We start from the raw sequence: 15,031 nt of genomic DNA, 5'->3' as shown, positions 1-15,031 counted from the left end.
GTCGATCCCCAGGCAAAGAACTTCATGAACAGCCTCTGACCTGCTCATTCCACTGAAACTTTCTTGCTGCTCCCCAGGCTGTCCACAGGTGGTCAACACCGTGTCCTGCCGTTTGCACATTTCATCCCCGGGTCGGTCCACACGCCCCTTTGCGCAGCCGATTCCCAGCCCCTAACGTCCCTCCGGCACCGATCTCGAGCCCGCTGGATCGGCCGTCGTGTCGGTGCGCAGAGGTACACAGTCCCGGGGGAACACCCCGCGACACCGGCGGTCCGGATGCGGCCGTCGACCCGAACGAGAAGGCGGCGAATTTCTGTGGCTGTGGTGGACGATCGCGGGTCGAGCGACTACTCCGGCCCGTCCGAGCCGCCCGGTGAGGACTTCGGCCGTCAGCCTCCGCAGGACATGGCGGCGGAGCAGTCGGTGCTCGGCGGCATGCTGCTGAGCAAGGACGCGATCGCCGACGTGCTCGAGATCCTGCGGCCCGGTGACTTCTACCGTCCGGCCCACCAGATGGTCTACGACGCGATCCTCGACCTCTACGGCCGCGGCGATCCGGCCGACCCGGTGACGGTCTCGGCCGAGCTGGAGCGCCGCGGCGAACTCAAGCGCATCGGTGGGCCGCCCTACCTGGTCACGCTGACGCAGACGGTGCCGACGGCGGCCAACGCCTCGTTCTACGCCGAGATCGTCGTCGAGAAGGCCATCCTGCGACGGCTGGTGGAGGCCGGCACGCGCATCGTGCAGTTCGGCTACGCCGGCGCCGACGGCCAGGACGTCTCCGAGGTGGTCGACCGCGCCCAGGCCGAGGTGTACGAGGTCACCGAACGCCGCACCGCCGAGGACTTCGTGCAGCTCGAGGAGCTGCTGCAGCCCACGATGGACGAGATCGACTCCATCGCCAGCCGCGGCGGAATGTCCAACGGTGTCCCCACCGGCTTCACCGAGCTCGACGAGGTGACCAACGGTCTGCACCCCGGGCAGATGATCATCGTGGCGGCGAGGCCCGGTGTCGGAAAGGCCCTCGCGCTCGACACCCCCCTGCCGACCCCGACGGGTTGGACCACCATGGGCGAGGTCGAGGTGGGCGATCACCTGATCGACGCGTCGGGCCGCGCGACGCGCGTCGTCGCCGCAACGGACGTCATGATCGGTCGCCCCTGCTACGAGGTGGAGTTCTCCGACGGGACGGTCATCGTCGCCGACGCGGAACACCAGTGGCTCACCGACACCCGGGCGTCGCGCAAGTCCGCGCAGGCGGCGGCCACGCAGTACAACGGCTACCGCAACCAGCGCACGTTCGCCGAGGTGCGCACCACCGAGGAGATCGCCGCGACCGTCCGGTGCGCGACCAAGGACGGGCGCACCAACCACTCGGTGACCAACACTGCGCCGCTGCAGTTCGATGAGGCCGACCTGCTGGTGCCGCCCTACACGCTCGGTGCCTGGCTCGGCGACGGCACCAGCGCGTGCGCGCAGATCACGTCGGACGATCCCGAAATCGTCGCCCGCATCGAGAGCGAGGGGTTGGTGACGGTGCAGTCGGGGTCCGCCGACCGGCGCTACTCGATCCAGCTGCCGCCGCCCCCGCCGGTCCTGCCTCGCGCGTGCGCCGTGTGCGGAACGCTCTTCGTTCCGTTCCCGCTCCATGTTCGGACGTGCGGACAGTCGTGCGGTGGAAAAGCGCGGTTCACGACGGTCGCGACGCGGGAGCCGCGGTGTTCGGTGTGCGGCGAGCTGTGCACCGGGTCGCAGATGTGCCAGCGGTGCCGCGATCGGGTCGGGACGGTGCAGGCGCGCCTCCGCACCGTCGGGGTCCTGAACGACAAGCACATCCCGATCGAGTACCTGCGCGCGTCCGAGGCGCAGCGCCGCGCCCTGCTGGCCGGCCTGTTGGACACGGACGGAACCGTGACCGGTGGTGGGAGCGTGCAGTTCAGCGTCACTCACGAGCGGCTCGCGATGGACGTCGCCGAGCTGATCGTCAGCCTCGGGTACCGCGTTCAGATGTCGACCAGGGCGGTGAAGGGCCGACGCGAATCCTCGTCGACCGCGTTCACGCTGACCTTCGCGACGGACGAGCAGGTCTTCGGGCTGACGCGGAAGGACGTGCTGCACAAGCAGCGCCGCAAGGCGGTCGGAACAGCGCGGTCGTCGAGCCGCATGATCACGGCCGTCCGGAAGATCGAGTCGGTCCCGGTGCGATGCGTGGAGGTCGACAACGCCGACCACCTGTACCTCGCGGGCCGGTCGATGGTGCCGACGCACAACTCCACGCTCGGTATGGATTTCATGCGCTCGTGCTCCATCAAGCACGGCATGGCGAGTGTCATGTTCTCCCTCGAGATGAGCCGCACGGAGATCGTGATGCGTCTGCTCTCGGCCGAGGCGAAGATCAAGCTGGGCGACATGCGCTCGGGCAAGATGACCGACGACGACTGGACGCGCCTCGCTCGCCGCATGAGCGAGATCAGCGAAGCGCCGCTGTTCGTCGACGATTCGCCGAACCTCACCATGATGGAGATCCGCGCGAAGGCCCGACGGCTCAAGCAGCGGCACGACCTCAAGCTGATCGTCATCGACTACCTGCAGCTGATGTCGTCCGGCAAGAAGGTCGAATCGCGCCAGCAGGAGGTCTCGGACTTCTCGCGTTCGCTCAAGCTGCTGGCCAAGGAACTCATGGTCCCCGTGGTGGCGATCTGTCAGCTCAACCGTGGTCCCGAGCAGCGCACCGACAAGAAGCCGATGGTGTCCGACCTGCGTGAGTCCGGCTCCCTGGAGCAGGACGCCGACATGGTCATCCTGCTCTACCGCCCCGACGCCACCGAGCGCGACGACCCGCGCGGCGGTGAGGCGGACCTGATCCTGGGCAAGCACCGTAACGGCCCGACGGCCACCATCACGGTGGCCCACCAGCTGCACCTGTCGCGGTTCGTGGACATGGCGCGGGGGTAATGCGTCGGATCGTGAAGTCTCGGCCCCGGATACCGGGGCCCGGATTTCACGATCCGCCCTTCGTCCTCACAACCCCGCGTCGAAGGTGACCACGACGTCGTCGACCACCTTCATGGCCCCGAACATCTGCGAATAGGGCTCGATGCCGAAGTCGGTCTGGGTGACGGTGGTCTCGAAGGACGCCCGCCACCGCTCCTCTACCCGCGCCACCCGCAGGTCGACGGTATGGGGACGCTCGGTGCCGTGGACGGTGAGCGTCCCTGTCAGCCGATAGCCCTCGTCGGTGCCCGTCACCTCGGTGGTGACGTACCGGATGGTCGGGAAGTCCTTGCTGTGCAGCGTCTTCAGCGCGTTGGACCGGGCCATGGCCTTCTCCGGCCCGAACATCGGCGTGACCCCGCCCTCGCCGTGCGTGACGGTCAGCGAGTCCACGTCCACCGTCACGTCCACGCCGACCAGTTCGCCGGCCTTCTCCGAGACGGTGGCGGTCCACTCGCGCATCACCAGGGTCAACCGATGCCCCATCGACGACGCCTTGCCGGTGACGCCGGTCCGTACTTCGAGGACGTTGTCGTCGGAGGCTCGGAGGGTCCGCGTGTCGGTCATCTTCGGACTGTAGCCACGCAGAGCACGGACTACTCGAGGGCGCGCGGGAAGCCGCCCGCCCGGCCGAGCAGTGCAGGTACGTCCTCGCCGAGGGCCGAGCCCAGCCAGCCCGCCGCGTCGACCAGCTGCGCCATGTCGACATCGGTGCGCACGCCGGACCGGTCGAGCGCGTAGATCAGGTCCTCGGAGGCGATGTTGCCCGTCGCCGCGGGGGCGAAGGGGCAACCACCGAACCCGCCGATCGACGCGTCCAGCGCCGACGCTCCCGTTTCGAGCGCGGTGAGGGCGTTGGCGTAGCCGGTGTTGCGGGTGTTGTGGAAGTGCCAGCGCTGCGGAACGCCGGGGGCGTTCGCGGTCGCGACCTCCGCCAGCGTGCGCACCTGTGCGGGAACACCGACGCCGATGGTGTCGGCGATCGCGATCTCGGACGGCTCGGCCTCGGCGACCCGCGCGAGGATCCGACCGATGTGCGCGGGATCGACCTCGCCGGAGAACGGGCACCCGAACGACGCCGCCACGGTGACCGTCGCGAACACCCCGGCGGCCCGGGCATCGCGCACGATGTCGACGGCGGCCGCGATGCCCTCGTCGACCGAGCAGCCCTGGTTGCGACGGCTGAACTCCTCGGTGGACACGACCACCACGTTGACCTCGTCGACGGCGGCGGCGAGTGCACGGTCGAGCCCGCGCCGGTTGAGCACCAACCCGATGTACGACGCCCCGCGGTCGCGTGGGAGCCCGGCCATCACGTCCTCGGCGCCGGCCATCTGCGGCACGCGGGCGGGATTGACGAAGCTCACCGCCTCGACGCGGCGAACGCCGGCGTCCAGAGCGCGCACGATCAGCTCGATCTTCTGCTCCACCGACAGGACGGTCTTCTCGTTCTGCAGCCCGTCGCGCGGGCCGACTTCCACCAGTTCCACCGCAGTCATGCGTCGATGGTCCACCTCGCACGGGTTGCATGCAATAGCGGAGCGAATATCGCTGTAAACCGGGACAAGGCGCGATTGCCGCCCTACATTGTGAACAATCCTCGACCTCGAAGGCGGATCGATCGATGACCAGGGCAGTGGACAGGGTGTACGCGCACCTCCGGGACGGCATCGTCGCGGGCTCGTACGAGCCCGGGTCCCGGCTCGGTGAGGTGGAGATCGCCGAGCTCACGGCCACGTCCCGCACGCCGGTGCGAGAAGCCCTCCGTCGACTCGAGATGGAAGGCCTGGTGGAGGTGCTCCCCCACCGTGGGGCGCGGGTGCGGTCCTGGACCGCCGACGACCTCGACGAGATCTACGACCTCCGCATGAACCTCGAAGCCATGGCGGCGTCCCGTGCCGCACGCCGAATCGAGGACAAGGACGTCGACCGCCTCGACGAACTCTGCGACCTCATGGAGGCCGCGGCCGCGCAGGGCGCCGAGCAGCGGCTCGACCTCATGGCGCAGCTGAACGACGAGTTCCACGCCATCGTGCGCACCGCCGCGGCGAGCAGCCGCCTGGTCTCGATGCTCGGCGCCGTGATCCAGCTGCCGCTGGTGATGCGGACGTTCCATCGCTACGCGCCGGGCGACCTCTCCCGCAGCCATGCCCATCACCGCGACCTGGTCGCTGCCCTGCGGGCACGCGACGAGACGTGGGCCGACTCCGTGATGCGCGCGCACGTCCGCGCGGCCAAACACGTTCTGCTGCAGTCCCTCGCACCCCCCGAAAACCCCGACACCACCCAGGAGCCCCGACGATGACCGAACCCTCCCCCGGCCCCCTGTCCGACCTCCGTGTGGTGGAGATGGGTCAGCTCCTCGCCGGGCCCTTCTGCGGCCAGTTGCTCGCCGACTTCGGCGCGGAGGTGATCAAGCTGGAAGCCCCCGGAGTCGGGGACCCGATGCGCCAGTGGGGCCGCGAGAAGCCGCACGGCCGGTCGCTCTGGTGGCCGGTGGTGGCGCGCGGCAAGAAGTCGGTCACCTGCAACCTCCGCAGCGAGGAGGGCCAGGACCTGGCGCGCCGCATCATCGCCGACGCGGACATCGTCGTCGAGAACTTCCGTCCCGGCACGCTCGAGCGGTGGGGGCTGGGGTTCGAGCAGCTCCGCGAGATCAACCCGCGGCTCATCATGGCGCGGGTGACGGGCTACGGCCAGAACGGCCCCTACGCCCCACGCGCCGGTTTCGGCTCGATCGGCGAGGCGATGGGCGGAATCCGGTACGTCACCGGCAATCCCGATCAGCCGCCGTCGCGGGCGGGCATCTCGCTGGGTGACTCGCTCGCCGCCGTCTTCGCGACCATCGGCGTCCTGTCCGCCCTGCACCACCGCGAGAACAGCGGGCGCGGCCAGCTCGTCGACTCCGCGATCTACGAGGCCGTCCTCGCGATGATGGAATCGCTGCTGCCGGAGTGGGAGATCGGCGGCTACCAGCGCGAGCGCACGGGGTCGGTCCTGCCGAACATCGCCCCCAGCAACGTCTATCCCACCGAGGGCGGCGAGATGATTCTCGTGGCGGCGAACCAGGATTCGGTGTTCTCCCGGCTCGCGACCGCGATGGGCCGCACCGATCTGATCGAGAATCCGAAGTACCGCGACCACGCCTCGCGCGGGGTCAACATGGAGGAACTCGACGACCTCATCGGCGAGTGGACCACCGCGCAGAAGACCGACGACGTGCTCGAGATCCTCCACGAGGCCGGGGTGCCCGCCGGCCGGATCTACACGGCGCGAGACATGTTCGCCGATCCGCACTTCGCCGCGCGCGAGGCCATCGTCCGACTCGCCCACCCCGAACTCGGCGACATCCCCATGGCCGGGGTCGTGCCGAAGCTCAGCGACACTCCCGGATCGGTCCGACACGCCGGACCCGAACTGGGCGAACACAACTCCGACGTCTACGGCCGCCTGCTCGGCCTGTCCGACGCCGACCGCGACGCTCTCGCCGCCCGCGGCACCATCTGACCACCCCGAGACCGGAAACCGGGAGAACCCCCATGCGCTATCGACTCGGCGTCGACGTCGGCGGCACCTTCACCGACGTGCTCCTGCTCGAAGAATCCACCGGCACCACCTACCGCGCCAAGACGGCCTCGACACCGTCGGATCAATCCATCGGCGTCCTGAACGGCATCGCCAAGGTGTGCGACGAGGCGGGGATCGACCCGTCGGACGTCGGCCAGGTGCTGCACGGCACCACCGTCGCCACCAACGCGATCCTCGAGGGTCGCGGCGCGCGGGTGGGTCTGGTCACCACCGACGGCTTCCGCCAGGTCCTGCAGATCGCCAGATCGTTCGTGCCGGGCGGACTGGCCGGCTGGATCATCTGGCCGAAGCCCGAACCCCTGGCGGCACTGGAGAACACGGTCGAGGTAGTCGGCCGCATCGCCGCCGACGGCAGCGAGGTGACCGCCCTCGACGAGCAGCAGGCGCGGGCGCAGCTGCGCACCCTCGCGGGCGCCGGCATCGAGGCCCTGACCGTCTCGCTCATCAACGCCTACGCCAACGACGCCCACGAGAAGCAGGTGGCAGCCTGGGCGGCGGAGGAACTGCCGGGCATCCCGGTGTCGCTGTCCAGCCACGTCCTGCCCGAGATGCGGGAGTACGAGCGCACGCTCACCACCGTCGCCAACAGCTATGTCCAGCCCGAGGTCTCGCGCTACGTCCGCAACCTGGACAGCTCGCTCCAGGACCGCGGCATCACCGCTCCCCTGTCGATCCTGCGCAGCGACGGCGGCCTGGTGCAGTCCGCCAAGGCCGCGGAAGACCCGGTGTCCCTGTTGCTCTCGGGTCCGGCGGGCGGCGTGACGGGCGCCGTGTGGTTCGCCGAGCAGGCCGGGTACACCGACTTCCTCACCTTCGACATGGGCGGCACGTCCACGGACGTCGCGCTGGTGCTCGGCGGCGAGCCGCGGATCGGACGGGAGACGAAGGTCGGTGATCTGGCGGTCCGGGCGACCAGCGTCGACGTGCGGACCGTCGGCGCGGGCGGCGGCTCGATCGCCCACGTCCCGGAACTGACGAAGGCGCTGCGCGTCGGACCGCAGTCGGCGGGCGCCGATCCCGGCCCCGCCGCCTACGGGAACGGCGGGACCGCGCCCACGGTGACCGACGCCAACGTCGTACTGGGATACCTGCCGAGTGCGCTCGCGGGCGGCGAGGTCGCTCTCGACGTCGAGGCCAGCCGCCGTGCCGTCGCCACCATCGCCGACGCGATGGGCCTGGAGAGCCCCGAGGCCGCGGCGTCGGGCATCGTCGACATCGTCAACGAGAACATGTTCGGTGCCCTGCGTCTGGTGAGTGTGCAGCAGGGGTACGACCCCCGTGACTTCGCCTTGGTGTCGTTCGGCGGCGCCGGTCCGCTGCACGCCAACGCGCTCGGTCGCCTCACCGGCTCGTGGCCGGTGATCGTGCCGCCGTCCCCGGGCGTGCTCTGCGCCTACGGCGATGCGACGACGTGTGTGCGGGACGAGAGTGCCCGCACCATGATTCGCGCGTTCGCCGACCTCACCGACGACGACCTGTCGAGCGCGTTGCGCGATCTCGCCGAGACGGCGGCGCAGCGGCTCTCGGCGGAGGGTGTGCCACCCGAGCAGCAGACGGCGAAGTACCAGGTCGATCTGCGCTATCAGGGCCAGGGTTTCGAGATCCCGGTCGATGTCGACGCGGCCGCGCTGAACGGTCCGGGACTGCTGAGCACACTCGGTGAGTCCTTCGACACCGAGCATCAGCGGCTCTTCTCGTTCCTGTTGAAGAACGAGCGCGAGGTGATCAATCTCCGCGTCACGGTCAGCGGGCCGCGACCGGACGTCACGGTGGCCCCGCTGGCCGAGGCCACCGGTGACCCGGAACCGGTGTCCACCACCGAAGTCTGGATGGACGGGGAGTTCGTGACCGCCCCCGTGCACGACCGCACACGCCTGCTCGCCGGGCACGTCGTCACGGGGCCCGCCGTGATCACCGAGATGGACTCGACCACCCTGGTCCTGTCCGGACACGCCGCCACCGTGCATCCCAGCGGCAGCCTTCTCCTCGCCCCGGTGGATCACGCCGGACCCGAATCGCGCTGAGTCGCAACCCGATCAGGAGCAACCACCATGGCCACCATCGTCGAGACCTCGCAGACTCCGTTCACCACCGTTCCCGTCGATCCCATCACCCTCGACATCATCGAGAACGCGCTGCGCAACGCCCGCGCGGAGATGGACGAGGTCCTCTTCCGGACCGCGCTCTCCCCCGGCATCCGGGAACAGCACGACGAGTTCCCACTCATCGCCGACCCCAGCGGCAAGATGGTCGTCGGCCAGTTCGGGCTGTCCGTCCCGGACTTCCTGGACAACTTCGACGGCACCGTCGGCGAGGGCGACATCCTGCTCACCTCCGACCCGTACGCGTGCGGCGCCGCGATCAGCCACGCCAACGACTGGCTGATCGTCATGCCGATCTTCCACAGCGGCCGGGTGGTCGGCTGGTCGTCGATGTTCGGCCACATGTCCGACGTGGGCGGCAAGACGCCGTCGTCCATGCCGACCGACGCGCACACGATCTACGAAGAGGGCGTGATCATTCCGCCGTTCAAGCTCTACAGCGGCGGCGAGATGAACGACACCGCGCTCGACATCATCCTCAACCAGGTGCGCAAGCCCGATTGGAACCGCGCGGACCTCAACGGACTCGTCGCGGCCTGCAGCACCGCCGCCCGGCGCATCGTCGAGCTGTGCGACCGGTTCGGGGTCGACGTCTACCTCTCCGCCCTCGACGCTCTGCTCGAGCGGAACTACCAGGCGATGAAGGTGTTGCTGGCCACGCTGTTCGTCGACGGGGAGACGATCGAGTTCTCCGATTTCATCTGCGACGACGGATGTGGTTACGGCCCCTACGAACTCACCATCGAGCTGACCCGGCACGGTGAGAAGATCCACCTCGACTTCTCGAAGAACGCACCGCAGGCCGTCGGGCCGATCAACTACTTCATCAACGAGAACCTCGTGCGGATGTTCTTCGGCATCTACGTGATCACCGTCGCCGATCCCCAGATCCTGTGGAACGACGGCTTCTATCCGCTGATCGACGTCACGATCCCGGAGGACTCGTTCTGGAAACCCCGGTACCCGGCGGCGCTCAACGGCCGCAACCACGGCATCGGGCGCGTCTTCGACCTGTTCGGCGGGCTGCTCGGCAAGAACAATCCGAGCATCCTCAACGCGGCCGGCTTCTCGTCGTCCCCGCACTTCATGTACTCCGGTCACTACGACGGTGGGGCGCGCGACGGCGAGTGGTTCCAGCTGTACTCCATCGGATTCGGCGGGATTCCCGGCCGTCCGATGGGCGACGGTCCGGACGGGCATTCGCTGTGGCCGTCGTTCGTCAACATCCCGTGCGAGTACCTGGAGTCCTACTACCCGTTGCGGATCGAGCGGTGGGAGACCATCGCCGACACCGGCGGTGCGGGTCTGCACCGCGGCGGCAACGGTGTCGACGTGGCGTACCGGTTCGAGGAGCCGGGCACCATCGCGATCCACGACGACCGCTGGCTCACCTACCCGTGGGGCGTCAACGGCGGCAAACCCGGTGCGCGCGGGCGCAAGTGGATCGAGCGCGCCGACGGCACCACCGAGATCCTGGCGAGCAAGGTGCACGACGTCCCGGTGGCGCGGGGCGACGTCCTGCACTTCGTGACGTGGGGCGGCGGCGGGTGGGGCGACCCCACCGAACGGGACCCGGAGCTCGTCGCCCTCGAGGTCCGTCGCGGTCTGATCACACCGGCCGGGGCGGCGTCGGGCTACGGCGTCGTGTGCGACGCGGCCGGCACGGTCGACGTCGAGGCGACCACGGCGCGTCGTGCCGAGCTGGTCGAGGCACGCGGCGAGACCACCGTCTTCGACAAGGGGCCGGACATCGCCGAGATCCTCGCCCGCTGCGAGGAGGAGACGGGTCTGCCCGCCCCGCGTCCGCCGGTGAACGTGCGAAAAGCAGTGCGCGCGTGAGCGAGCCGATGGAGTCCTACCGCGCGTCGGGCTTCGGTGGCGAGCTGGGGCCGGGCCGACGCGCGGCGGTGCTGGTGATCGACGTCGTCCAGGCGTACCTGGTGGACTCGTCGCCGATGCGGGCGCCGGTGGACGACGCGGTGGCCGCGGCGGCACGCCTGGTGGAGGCTGCACGGGCCCGCGACGTGCCCGTCGTCTTCACGCGGGTGAGCTACGGCAAGGGAGGGGTCGACGGCGGTCTGTTCACGCGAAAGATACCGTCGCTCAGCGTGTTCGAGGAGGGGTCGGCACTGGCCGAGTTCCCGGCCGAGCCCGCCCCGCTTCCCGGCGAGGTGGTGGTGACCAAGCAGTACGCGAGTGCGTTCTTCGGCACGTCGCTCGCGGCCACGCTGACCGCGGACGGCGTCGACACCCTGTACCTCTGCGGGCTCACCACCAGCGGTTGTGTGCGCGCGAGTGCGACCGACGCCCTGCAGCACGGGTTCCGGCCGCGCGTGGTCGCCGACGCGTGCGGTGACCGGGCGGGCGGGATGCACGAGGCGAATCTGCTCGACCTGCGCGCCAAGTACGCGGACGTGATCACTCTGGAGGAGGCGGTTCTCGCGTTCGACCGCTAGCGAGGCTGCGCACGAGCGTCTCCTCGTGCTCGCGGCGTAGCCGGACGGGTGCGCGCACCAGCCAGGCCTCCACGACGACCTCGCGCAGGAGGGTCGGGGACACCGCGTCGAGGCGCAGCAGGACCGCCGCGTAGCCGTCGAAGTGCGAGACGGTGAAGAACACCGTGGGGTTCTCGGCGATCAGAGCCCGCTTCTCGCCCTCGTCGGCGACGCGGGCGCCGAGCACGGGACCGGTCGGGGCGTCGTCGCCGAGTTCGTCGAGATCCGCGGCGCCGAGCGGGCGGTCCCAGACGAACGACTTGCCCTTCACCCGCCACGCGGGCGCGCCACCGTACGAGGCGTGCTCGTCGGTCTCCGGCAGCGACAGCGCGATCCGGCGGACGTCGTCCCACTCGGCCATGACCGCAGCGTAGTGCGGTTCGCGTCAGGCCAGGGTCACGGCGACGACGGTGTTGCGGCCGCCGCGCTTGGCGTCGTAGAGCGCGCGGTCGGCGGTGTCGAGCAGCGGGGACACCGACGCCGGCGCGGCGGGTGCCCACGCGAGCCCGATGCTCACCGTGGCGGTGCGGGTGCTCAGCAGATGCAGGCGTTCGTGATCGCGGCGGATCGTGTCGGCGACGGCGGTGGCGTCCTCGTGGTCGGCCATCGGGAGCAGGACGGCGAACTCCTCACCGCCGATGCGTCCGGCGACGGCGCCGTGGGGCAGGGCGGAGAGGATGCAGCCGGCGGAGCGAACCAGGGCGATGTCCCCCGCCGCGTGTCCCATGGTGTCGTTGATCGTCTTGAAGTCGTCGAGGTCGAGCATGAGCAGCGCGACGGGCTGTGACCCGTCGACGAGGGTGTTGAGCCGCCGCTGACTGCGGCGCAGGAACGCCGCGCGCGACAGGGTGCCGGTGAGGCTGTCGTACTCGAGGTCCTCGTGCAGTTTGTTCTGCACCGCCATCCGGTCCAGCGTCACCGCCGCGACGAGCAGCGGGCCGAGCGCGACCAACGCGACCGACAGGGTGGCGACGGGACTCTGCGTGGCCTCTCCGGTGCCCAGCACCCCCACCCGCCCGGCGATCAGCAGGTTCCACCCCGCCCAGCACGCGGTGAGCAGGGCGGTCCCGGACAACGGAATTCGGGTGGCGCACCAGAGCAGCGCAGGGAGGGGAAGTGCGACCAGCAGCGGACCGTCGGCGATCATGCCCGCGATCATGAGCGTGACGGCGACGAGAACCGGAACGGCCACCGTCCAGGGGACCGAGTCGAAGTAGCGCGGCGTGGGCGGGCGCCACGGACCGCCGGCTCGGACGGACAGCAGGATCGTGGTGAGCAGGAGATAGCTGACGAACTCGGACGCGAACCATGCCGTGGGGGACACGGCGGGCGTCACGTCGACCAGTAGTCCCGAGAGGCAGGTCGCGACGGTGGCCGACACGGCCGAGGCCACGACGATCCCGATCGAGAGCCGAGCGAACGCGGTCGAGCCGGTCAGCAGGAGTGGCTCGGGGCGGCGCCAGCGGATGGTCAGGGCCCCGGCGACGACGCCGACCGCGTTGGCGGTGTTGAGCACGGCGGCGGCGTAGGGCTCGGTTCCGCTCACGAGATCCGCGGCCACGCATCCGACGAACAGGGCGAACACCGACGACGCGCGGAGGTGCCGCGGCCAGCGGACGACGAGGGCGAGCGCGACGGCGTTGGCGAACCAGATCGACGCCAGGAGACCGGGAGGCCGGGTGTGGATTCCGAGGAGGGCGACCAGGAAGACGACGACGGCCACCGACGCGGGATCGAGAATCGATCGCGGTAGGGGCGGTAGCGGCACCTTCGGCGCAGGCATCGGGAGTCCTTCGATCGAGAAGGAACCCCCGGTACCCGCCCGTCAGTGGTGACGGGTGAATCGTTCCCAGCTCAGCCGTTGTGGTCCCGCACAGTATTCATCACTGCACAGCACCGGTCCACTCTCGGCGGGTGGACTGCACACGGGACGGTCGACGCGGTCGACACTGGGCGGTATGCACATCTCGACCGGGTCGTTGTCGACTCGCCTGGCGCGCCTGTTCGTCGGACTGTTCCTGTACGGATTCTCGATGGCGATGATGATCGCCGGTGGGCTCGGACTGAACCCGTGGGACGTGCTGCACCAGGGTCTCGCGCACCGCACCGGCGCCAGCTTCGGGACGATCACCGCCTGCGTGGGTGCCGTCGTTCTCCTGCTGTGGATCCCGCTGCGGCAGCGTCCTGGCGTCGGCACCGTCGCGAACATCCTGGTCATCGCCGTGTCCGTCGACCTGGCCTCGGCGTGGCTGCCCCACGACGCGTCGCTCCCGGTGCGCTCGGCGCTGCTGGTCGGCGGTGTCGTCCTCAACGGCGTCGCCACCGCGATGTACATCTCGGCGGGCATGGGTCCGGGACCGCGCGACGGCCTCATGACGGGCATCGTGGGGCGCACCGGGTGGTCCGTTCGGGTCATCCGCACGGGCATCGAGGTGTCGGTGCTCGCGGTCGGCTGGCTCCTCGGCGGCACCGTCGGTGTGGGCACCGTGCTCTACGCGGTGGCGATCGGCCCTCTGGTTCAGCTCTCGGTGTGGCTGATGGGCCGACCGGCTCGGAGGTCTCAGTCCGCGGTCGGGTCGATCCCCGCGGCGAGCACGCCCACCGAGACGCCGTAGGGAAGGAAGCGCACCTTACGACGGGGATCGACGTTGTCCCGGTGCGCCCGCAGCGCGTCGAGCTCGGTGGCGAAGACCTGGTCGATGCCGGCCGAACCGTCGTCGTCGATCGTGTAGATCACCCACACGCCGTCGCCCTTCTCCCCGGTGGTCGCGGGGGCGGGGGCAGGAGTCGGCGCACCGGTGGCCGTGAACATGCTCGCGAGGTTCCCCAGGGGGTTTCCGCCCGTGTTCGCGTTCCGCATCGCCTGGCCCAGGAGGTCACGGAGGCCGTCGCTCGCCTCGCGGGCGACGCGCTCGAAGTCCTCGGGATCGAAGCCGAACTGTCCGTTGCCGCTCATGGTGCACCTCTCGGGGGGATCGGGATCTGCCGTTCTCCCCCGGTCAACGTGCGACGACGCTCCTGCGTTCCCCACGACCCGATTGCGGGTATGCGACACGTGCAATCCCCTGTCGACTTCCACCGGATCGAGGACTTTTCTCATGACGACGTTGCTGTTCGTGGTGACCGGCGCAGACCACTGGACCCTGAAGGACGGTTCGACGCACCCCACCGGCTATTGGGCGGAGGAACTGGTCGCCTCGCACCGGACCTTCGTCGAGGCCGGCTGGGATGTCGTCGTGGCCACCCCCGGAGGTGTGCGCCCGACCGTCGACCAGGGCTCGCTCGCCGTGGACGCCAACGGCGGAGACGAAAGCAAGGTCGCGGAACTGAAGCAGTACCTCGCCGACATCGACGACGTGCTCGCCGCGCCGGCGAAGCTCGAGGACCAGACGGCGTCGTCGTTCGACGTGGTGTTCGTCCCCGGCGGCCACGGTCCCATGGAGGATCTGGCGGTCTCCCCGGTCTTCGGTTCGCTGGTCACCGAGTTCCTCGACAGCGGCAAGGTGGTCTCGGCGGTCTGCCACGCGCCCGCTGCGCTGCTCGCGGCGGCGCGGGACGACGGCTCGTGGCCGTTCGCCGGCTACGAGCTGACCGGCTTCACCAACACCGAGGAGGAGCAGGCCGGGCTCGCCGACAAGGCGCCGTGGCTGCTCGAGACCCGGCTGCGTGAGGGTGGCGCGTCGTTCTCCTCCGGCGAGGCGTGGTCGCCGCACGTGGTGGTGGACCGCACCGTCTACACCGGTCAGAATCCCGCCTCGACCGCACCGCTGGCCGAGCGGGTGGTGGCTGCTCTGAGCTGACCCCCCCGAGGCGCGAGTTTCTCCACACGATCGCGGCGAATTCCGCGGATCG

13 protein-coding genes are annotated in these 15,031 nt (G+C 69.7%); 8 read left to right on the top strand and 5 right to left on the bottom strand.

Features of this window, described 5'->3' with window-relative positions; genetic code table 11:
• Nucleotides 1-315: 315 nt before the first annotated feature.
• On the top strand, nt 316-2,955 hold the full coding sequence (gene dnaB / locus RC2_RS09230) for a replicative DNA helicase (RefSeq protein WP_068147297.1): 2,640 nt from the start codon (nt 316-318) through the stop codon (nt 2,953-2,955).
• A gap of 66 nt (nt 2,956-3,021) precedes the next feature.
• Here dnaB and RC2_RS09225 read toward each other — a convergent pair whose 3' ends face one another.
• Nucleotides 3,022-3,561, bottom strand: coding sequence for a YceI family protein (locus RC2_RS09225; RefSeq protein ID WP_068147295.1), 540 nt, complete (start codon nt 3,559-3,561; stop codon nt 3,022-3,024).
• A 29-nt stretch (nt 3,562-3,590) separates the two neighbouring features.
• Complete coding sequence (locus RC2_RS09220; RefSeq protein ID WP_068147292.1) at nt 3,591-4,493, bottom strand: hydroxymethylglutaryl-CoA lyase; 903 nt, start codon at nt 4,491-4,493, stop codon at nt 3,591-3,593.
• Nucleotides 4,494-4,618: 125 nt separating this feature from the next.
• Between RC2_RS09220 and RC2_RS09215 the strand changes: the two genes are divergently transcribed.
• From RC2_RS09215 to RC2_RS09195, 5 genes are read left to right on the top strand one after another with little or no spacing between them, the layout of a single operon-like run.
• Complete coding sequence (locus tag RC2_RS09215; protein ID WP_072681315.1) at nt 4,619-5,299, top strand: GntR family transcriptional regulator; 681 nt, start codon at nt 4,619-4,621, stop codon at nt 5,297-5,299.
• The gene (locus tag RC2_RS09210; protein ID WP_068149130.1) at nt 5,296-6,501 is read left to right on the top strand and encodes a CaiB/BaiF CoA transferase family protein; all 1,206 of its coding nucleotides are present in this window, start codon (nt 5,296-5,298) and stop codon (nt 6,499-6,501) included. Before RC2_RS09215 ends, RC2_RS09210 begins: the two co-directional genes overlap by 4 nt.
• 32 nt (nt 6,502-6,533) lie before the next feature.
• A complete protein-coding gene (locus RC2_RS09205; protein WP_068149127.1) occupies nt 6,534-8,606 on the top strand; it encodes a hydantoinase/oxoprolinase family protein in 2,073 nt (690 codons plus the stop codon).
• A gap of 27 nt (nt 8,607-8,633) precedes the next feature.
• On the top strand, nt 8,634-10,523 hold the full coding sequence (locus RC2_RS09200; RefSeq protein WP_068149124.1) for a hydantoinase B/oxoprolinase family protein: 1,890 nt from the start codon (nt 8,634-8,636) through the stop codon (nt 10,521-10,523).
• Entirely contained in the window at nt 10,520-11,140 is a 621-nt protein-coding gene (locus RC2_RS09195; RefSeq protein WP_245811032.1) for an isochorismatase family protein, read from the top strand. Before RC2_RS09200 ends, RC2_RS09195 begins: the two co-directional genes overlap by 4 nt.
• On the opposite strand, the gene RC2_RS09190 is transcribed toward RC2_RS09195, so the two are convergent.
• Nucleotides 11,103-11,540 carry an MmcQ/YjbR family DNA-binding protein gene (locus RC2_RS09190; RefSeq protein WP_068149121.1) on the bottom strand — a complete coding sequence of 146 codons (438 nt, stop codon included), beginning with the start codon at nt 11,538-11,540 and terminating at the stop codon, nt 11,103-11,105. The genes RC2_RS09195 and RC2_RS09190 overlap by 38 nt on opposite strands.
• Nucleotides 11,541-11,564: 24 nt before the next feature.
• Complete coding sequence (locus RC2_RS09185) at nt 11,565-12,962, bottom strand: GGDEF domain-containing protein (RefSeq protein ID WP_083529675.1); 1,398 nt, start codon at nt 12,960-12,962, stop codon at nt 11,565-11,567.
• 175 nt (nt 12,963-13,137) lie between these two features.
• Here RC2_RS09185 and yczE point away from each other — a divergent pair, with 175 nt between their 5' ends.
• A complete protein-coding gene (yczE, locus tag RC2_RS09180; RefSeq protein WP_068149117.1) occupies nt 13,138-13,794 on the top strand; it encodes a membrane protein YczE in 657 nt (218 codons plus the stop codon).
• Here yczE and RC2_RS09175 read toward each other — a convergent pair.
• A complete protein-coding gene (locus RC2_RS09175; protein ID WP_068149116.1) occupies nt 13,740-14,135 on the bottom strand; it encodes an Rv0313 family protein in 396 nt (131 codons plus the stop codon). The two genes, yczE and RC2_RS09175, sit on opposite strands and share 55 nt — an antisense overlap.
• 142 nt (nt 14,136-14,277) lie before the next feature.
• Here RC2_RS09175 and RC2_RS09170 point away from each other — a divergent pair, with 142 nt between their 5' ends.
• A complete protein-coding gene (locus RC2_RS09170) occupies nt 14,278-14,979 on the top strand; it encodes a type 1 glutamine amidotransferase domain-containing protein (RefSeq protein WP_068149115.1) in 702 nt (233 codons plus the stop codon).
• The last annotated feature ends 52 nt before the right edge of the window (nt 14,980-15,031 follow it).

The organism is Rhodococcoides corynebacterioides NBRC 14404 (assembly GCF_001894765.1).
Lineage (GTDB): Bacteria > Actinomycetota > Actinomycetes > Mycobacteriales > Mycobacteriaceae > Rhodococcoides > Rhodococcoides corynebacterioides.
Note: the sequence above shows the minus strand (reverse complement) of the source record. Positions and strands in the feature narration are given on the sequence as shown.

What these genes read in the sequence shown, in the direction of transcription:
- yczE (WP_068149117.1), top strand. Translation starts at nt 13,138, where the DNA reads ATGCACATCTCGACCGGGTCGTTGTCGACTCGCCTGGCGCGCCTGTTC.
- RC2_RS09205 (WP_068149127.1), top strand. Translation starts at nt 6,534, where the DNA reads ATGCGCTATCGACTCGGCGTCGACGTCGGCGGCACCTTCACCGACGTG.
- RC2_RS09220 (WP_068147292.1), bottom strand. Translation starts at nt 4,493, where the DNA reads ATGACTGCGGTGGAACTGGTGGAAGTCGGCCCGCGCGACGGGCTGCAG.
- RC2_RS09210 (WP_068149130.1), top strand. Translation starts at nt 5,296, where the DNA reads ATGACCGAACCCTCCCCCGGCCCCCTGTCCGACCTCCGTGTGGTGGAG.
- RC2_RS09185 (WP_083529675.1), bottom strand. Translation starts at nt 12,962, where the DNA reads ATGCCTGCGCCGAAGGTGCCGCTACCGCCCCTACCGCGATCGATTCTC.
- RC2_RS09225 (WP_068147295.1), bottom strand. Translation starts at nt 3,561, where the DNA reads ATGACCGACACGCGGACCCTCCGAGCCTCCGACGACAACGTCCTCGAA.
- RC2_RS09170 (WP_068149115.1), top strand. Translation starts at nt 14,278, where the DNA reads ATGACGACGTTGCTGTTCGTGGTGACCGGCGCAGACCACTGGACCCTG.
- RC2_RS09175 (WP_068149116.1), bottom strand. Translation starts at nt 14,135, where the DNA reads ATGAGCGGCAACGGACAGTTCGGCTTCGATCCCGAGGACTTCGAGCGC.
- RC2_RS09200 (WP_068149124.1), top strand. Translation starts at nt 8,634, where the DNA reads ATGGCCACCATCGTCGAGACCTCGCAGACTCCGTTCACCACCGTTCCC.
- RC2_RS09190 (WP_068149121.1), bottom strand. Translation starts at nt 11,540, where the DNA reads ATGGCCGAGTGGGACGACGTCCGCCGGATCGCGCTGTCGCTGCCGGAG.
- RC2_RS09215 (WP_072681315.1), top strand. Translation starts at nt 4,619, where the DNA reads ATGACCAGGGCAGTGGACAGGGTGTACGCGCACCTCCGGGACGGCATC.